Consider the following 6,538-nt stretch of genomic DNA (forward strand, 5'->3'; position numbering starts at 1 on the left):
GGGGTGTCGGCGGTGTTGGGGTCGGCGTCGCTGACGCCGTCACCGCCGCTGAGACCGTCGCCGTCGGTGAGACCGTCGTCATCGCCGTCGGCCCAGCCGTCCAGCTCGGTGTCCGGCAGGTCACCGGTCTCGTCGGCGAGTTCGAGCAGTGTCTCCACCAGGCCCGCGTCCCGCAGGCGCCGGGTCGGGATCGACGACAGGGCGCGGCGGATGCCGTCCTCACCGTCCGTCCCCGCGCCGTCCGAACCGGCCTCCGGATATGCGGCAGCCAATTCCTCCTCGATGTGCTCGGTGACGGCGAGTGCGTTGGGGTGGTCGAAGACCAGGGTCGCCGGAAGACGCAACCCGGTCACATTGTTGAGCTGGTTACGCAATTCAGTGGCGGCCAGCGAGTCGAAGCCCAGCTCCTGGAACGCCCGGTCCGGACCGATCGCCTCCGCCGAACCATGACCCAGGACCGACGCCACGTGCGACCGCACCAACTGCAAGACCGTGCGGTGCCGTTCAGCGGCGGGCAGAGTCGCCAGCCGGTGCGCCGGGGACTCGTCTCGGCCCGCACCGGTGACCGCTCCAGCGGCGGCCGCCGTACGCCTGGCCGGGGCCAGGGCGCGCAGCAGGGCCGGGACTTCGTCGGTACGGGTGCGCAGCGCGGCGGTGTCCACCCGCAGCGGCACCACCGTGGCTTCGTCACGCTGGAGCCCCTGCGCGAACAGCGCGAGCCCGGCGTCGTGGGAGAGCACCGGCAGACCCTGCGTAGCCATCCGCCGCCGGTCCACCTCGGACAGGTACTGGCCCAGACCGGCGCCCACATCCCAGAACCCGTACGCCATCGACGTCGCCACCAAGCCCTCGGCCCGACGCCGCGCCGCCAACGCGTCCAGGAACACATTCGCCGCCGCGTAATTGCCCTGCCCCGCGGTCAGCACCAGACCACCGGCCGACGAGAACAGCACGAACGCCGCCAACTCCAGCCCGGCCGTCGCCTCATGCAGCCACCACGCCGCATCCGCCTTCGGACCCAGCACACCATCGACCCGCTCCGGCGACAACGCACCGACCAGACCGTTGTCACCCACACCAGCCGCGTGGACAACCGCCAGCAGACCCCGGTCCGCCGACAGGGAGTGCACCAAGTCGTGCACGGCGGCACGGTCGGACACGTCACAAGCCACGACGTCCACCGTCGCACCGGCTTCCCGCAGGTCCGCCGCGAGTTCCGGCGCGCCCGGGGCGTCCGGGCCGCGCCGCGAGGTCAGGACCACATCCCGCACCCCACGCTCGGCCACCAGATAACGGGCCACCACAGCACCCAGACCACCCGTACCACCGGTGATCAGAACCGCGCCGGAGCCACTCAGAGAGGGCGCGGCGGCGTCAGCGGTGCCCGCCTGCTCGCGAGCCTCGTCGGGCAGGCGCGTCAGCCTCGGCACCAGTACGGAGCCGCCGCGCACAGCGACCTCGGACTCGCCAGAGACCACCGCCGCCACCGCGCGATCCAGCAGCTCAGCCGTGTCGGCGCCCGCATCCGGGGCAGCCGGGTCGAGGTCCACCAGGGCGAACCGCCCCGGGTTCTCCGCGAGCGCCGCACGCACCAGACCCCACACCGGAGCCTGCACCACATCACCCGCGACCGCCGTGCCGTCAGCACCCGTGCCCACCGGCACCACCGGCATCGCACCCCGCGTCACGACCACCAGCCGCGACCCCGAGAACCGCTCACCAGTAAGCCACTCCTGCACCACACCCAGCACCCGGTCCAACACCGACCGCACACCACCAGGCACATCCACAGACGCGTCCGGCACACCGCAATCCAGCACCACCACACCCGGCACATCGGCATCGGCATCGGCATCGGCATCGGCATCCGCAGCGACATCGCTCCACGACATCCATCGCGCCGACTCGGCCACGGCGACCGCCGGGGTCACCCACTCCACCCCGTACAGCGCCCCCGAGTCGCCCGAGGCCGCGCCGAGCTGGTCGGCGGAGAGCGGTCGGCTGGCGATCGAGCCGACCGTCAGGACCGGCGCACCGGTGACGTCGGCGACGGAGAGGGAGACGGCACGGCCGTCCAGGCGGCGGATCCGGACGCGGACGGCGTTGGCGCCGACCGCGTGCAGGGTCACGTCGTTCCAGGCGAAGGGGACGGAGGTCTCGTCGTCGGTGTCGTTCAGGATGCCCGCGTGCATCGTGGCGTCGAGGAGCGCCGGGTGCAGACCGAACCGGCCCGCCTCGTCCGATGCCTCCTCCGGGAGCGCCACCTCGGCGAAGAGTTCCTCGCCCCGGCGCCACGCCGCACGCAGCCCCTGGAACACCGGCCCGTATCCATAGCCACGCTCGCGGAAGACGTCGTACGCGGCCTCCACCGGCACGGCATCGGCGTCCAGCGGCGGCCACTGCTCGTCGAGCCCGGTCGTCGCTCCCGTGTCCCTGGGGGAGCCGGTCTCCGTCAGGGAGCCGGTGGCGTGAGTCGTCCAGGACTCGTCTCCGGCGCCCTCGGCACGGGAGTAGACGGCGACCGTACGACGGCCTTCGCTCTGCGGGCCCACGACCACTCGCACCTGGAGGCCGCCGCCCTCGGGCAGCACCAGCGGTGCCGCCAGGGTCAGTTCCTCCAGGGTGGCGCAACCCACCGTCTCGCCCGCCGCCAGGGCCATCTCCACGAGGCCCGTGCCCGGCAGCAGTACCCGGCCGAGGACCACGTGGTCGGCGAGCCACGGCTGCGCCTCCACCGACAGCCTGCCCGTGAGCACCACGCCACCGGACTCGGGCAGCGTGACCACCGCGCCAAGCAGCGGGTGATCGGCCGCGTCCACACCGGCCGACCTCGGGTCCGCCGCCGTGCCGGTGGTTTCGGGCCAGTAGCGGCGGCGCTGGAAGGCGTACGTCGGCAGGTCGACGGCACGGGCACCGGTACCGGCGAGGACACCGGCCCAGTCCACGGTCACGCCATTGGTGTGCAGTCGGCCGAGCGCGGCCAGTGCGGTGCTCTCCTCGGCGCGATCCTTGCGCAGCAGCGGGACCAGGACCGCGTCCTCACCCGCGCTCTCGCGTGCCATGCCGCTGAGCACACCGTCCGGGCCCAGCTCCACGAACCGTGACACACCCTGCTCCACCAGGGCACGTACGCCGTCGTCGAAACGGACTGCCTCGCGGACGTGACTCACCCAGTAGTCCGGGGAGGTCAATTCACCGGCTTCGGCGATGCGGCCGGTGACATTGGAGACCACCGGCAGCTTCGGCTCACCGAACGACAGCTCCGCCACGACCTCGCGGAACTCCGCCAGCATCGGCTCCATCAGCGGCGAGTGGAACGCGTGCGAGACCCGGAGTCGGCTGACCCGGCGTCCCTGCTGCCTGAACGCCTCCGCGACCGCCTCGGCGGCTTCTTCGCCGCCGGAGACGACGACGGAGGACGGGCCGTTGATGGCGGCCACGGACACGTCGCCGTCAGCGGACTCCAGGTGCGCGAGCACCTCCGCCTCGGTGGCCTCCACCGCCACCATCGCACCGCCTGCGGGCAGCGCCTGCATCAACCGGCCACGCGCGGCCACCAGAGCGCAGGCATCACTGAGCGAGAAGACACCGGCCACATGCGCCGCCGCCACCTCACCGATCGAATGACCGGCCACGAACTCCGGCCGCACACCCCACGACTCCACCAACCTGAACAGCGCCACCTCCACGGCGAACAACCCCGCCTGCGCATACGCGGTGCCGTTCAGGACAGCCTCATCGTCGCCCCACACCACCTCACGCAGCGGACGCTCCAAAAGCCCGTCCAAAGCGGCGCACACCGCGTCGAACGACTCCGCGAACACCGGGAAACGCGCATACAACTCACGCCCCATACCGAGCCGCTGCGAACCCTGACCCGAGAACAGGAACGCCGTACGACCGGTGCCGACCACACCCCGGGTGACTCCGGCGTCGGGCTGCCCCGTCGCCAGTGCGGCCAGCGCCGCGTCCCGGTCCTCGGCCAGCACGACCGCACGGTGATCGAACAGGGTGCGCTGTGTCGCCAGCGAGAACGCCACGTCCACGGCGGTCACCGACGCCGAGCCGGTCGCCAGGAACTCCCGCAGCCGCCCGGCCTGCGCCCGCAGCGCTTCCTCCGAACGCCCGGACAGCACCCACGGCACGACACCCGGCTCCAGGGACACATCCCCCTTGTCACCGCTCGCCGATTCAGCGAACGGTTCGGGCTGCTCAAGGATGACGTGCGCGTTGGTGCCGCTGATGCCGAACGAGGACACACCCGCCCGACGTACCCGCTCCTCACCTGCCCAGCTCTGTTCGCCGGTCAGCAGTTCCACGGCTCCCGCCGACCAGTCCACGTGCGAGGACGGCGTATCGACGTGCAGAGTGCGCGGCAGCACACCCTCCCGCATCGCCATCACCATCTTGATCACACCCGCGACACCGGCAGCCGCCTGCGTATGACCCAGGTTGGACTTCACTGAACCCAGCCACAACGGCCGGTCCTCGTCACGACCCTGGCCGTAGGTGGCGAGCAGCGCCTGCGCCTCGATCGGGTCGCCCAGAGTCGTACCCGTACCGTGCGCCTCGACGACATCCACATCCGCCGCCGACAGACCGCCACTGGCCAGCGCCTGACGGATCACCCGCTGCTGCGAGGGACCGTTCGGGGCGGTCAGACCGTTGGACGCACCGTCCTGGTTGACCGCCGAACCCCGCACCACCGCCAACACCCGGTGACCCTTGCGGCGCGCGTCCGACAGACGCTCAAGCACCACCATGCCCACACCCTCGGACCACCCGGCGCCGTCCGCGGCGTCGGAGAACGCCTTGCAGCGGCTGTCCGGCGAGAGGGCGCCCTGGCGGGAGAACTCGACGAAGGCGGTGGGCGTGGCCATCACGGTGACGCCACCGGCGACGGCGAGCGAGCACTCGCCCGAGCGCAGGGCCTGCGCGGCCCAGTGCATGGCGACGAGGGACGACGAGCACGCCGTGTCGACGGTGACCGCAGGGCCCTCGAACCCGAACGTGTACGACACCCGGCCCGACGCGATGCTGGGCGCGCTGCCGTTGCCCCGGTAGCCCTCGTACTGCTCGCCGGTCAGGATGCTGCCGTAGTCGTTGTACATGACGCCCGCGAAGACGCCGGTCTGGCTGCCGCGCAGCGACACCGGATCGATCCCGGACCGCTCGATGGCCTCCCACGTCGTCTCAAGCAGCAACCGCTGCTGCGCGTCCGTGGCCACCGCCTCACGCGGACTCATCCCGAAGAACTCCGGGTCGAACTCCGAGGCCTCGTGCAGGAAACCGCCCGAGCGCGTATACGTCGTGCCCGGCACCTCACGATCCGGGTTGTACAGCGCCTCCACATCCCAGCCACGATCCGACGGGAACTCCGAGACCGCGTCCACACCCTCCGACACGACCCGCCACAAATCCTCCGGCGAAGCCACACCACCCGGATACCGGCACGCCATCCCGACGATGACCACCGGATCATCCGCCACCGACGGCAGCACCGCCACCGGCACCACAGCCGCCGCCTCCGTACCGAGGACGCCGTCCAGCAAGTGGCCCGTGAGGAGTGAGGCGGTCGGGTAGTCGAAGACCACCGTCGCCGGCAGCCGCAGGCCGGTGGCCTTGCCGAGCCGGTTGCGGAGCTCCACCGCCGTGAGCGAGTCGAAGCCCAGGTCCTGGAAGGCCCGGTCGGGGTTGACGGTCTGGGCGCCCGAGTGGCCGAGGACGATCGCGATCTGGCCGCGCACCAGGTCCAGCATGATCTCGCGGCGCTCGGTCTCCCCCAGTGAGGCGAGCCGTGCGGCCAGGCCCGAGGCCGTGGCGGAGCCCGCTGCCGCCGCGCTGCGGCGAGCGGGAGTCCTGATCAGGCCCCGCAGCAGCGGCGGAATCTCGCCCTGGGCCCGGAGCGCCGGGAAGTCGAGGTGGACGGGGAGGAGCACCGGTTCGCCGGAGGCCAGGGCCGCGTCGAACAGCGCAGTGCCCCGCTCCGCCGAGACGGCGGGCAGCCCGGACCGCGCGATACGCCGCCGGTCCGTGTCCGAGAGGCCCTCCGTCATCCCCGCGTCCTGCGCCCACGGGCCCCAGACCAGGGAGACTGCGGGCAGACCGAGGGAGCGGCGGTGGCGGGCCAGCGCGTCCAGGAAGGTGTTGCCTGCGGCGTACGCGGCCTGACCCGCGCTGCCGAACGTCCCCGCCACCGAGGAGAAGAGGACGAAGGCGCCGAGGTCGAGGTCCTTGGTCGCCTCGTGCAGGTTCCACGCCGCGTCCACCTTGGCCCGCAGCACACCCGCGAGCCGTTCAGGCGTCAGCGACTCAACGGTGCCGTCATCCAGCACACCCGCCGAATGCACCACCGCACCCACCGCATACCGCGACAGAAGCTCACCGACCGCATCCCGGTCCGCCACATCACAGGCCTCCACCGAAACCCGAGCCCCGGCCTCCGACAACTCCGCGACCAGCTCCCGAACCCCCTCCGCAGCCGAACCACGCCGACTCACAAGCAGCAGCTCACGAACCCCGTGCCCCACCACCAGAT

1 protein-coding gene is annotated in these 6,538 nt (G+C 71.8%); it reads right to left on the reverse strand.

The annotated features are described in order from the left end of the window. On the reverse strand, positions 1–6,538 hold a 6,538-nt coding region (locus AB8Z36_RS25885), incomplete at both ends, for a type I polyketide synthase (RefSeq protein ID WP_440581995.1).

Source organism: Streptomyces flavofungini (genome assembly GCF_041028215.1).
Lineage (GTDB): Bacteria > Actinomycetota > Actinomycetes > Streptomycetales > Streptomycetaceae > Streptomyces > Streptomyces flavofungini_B.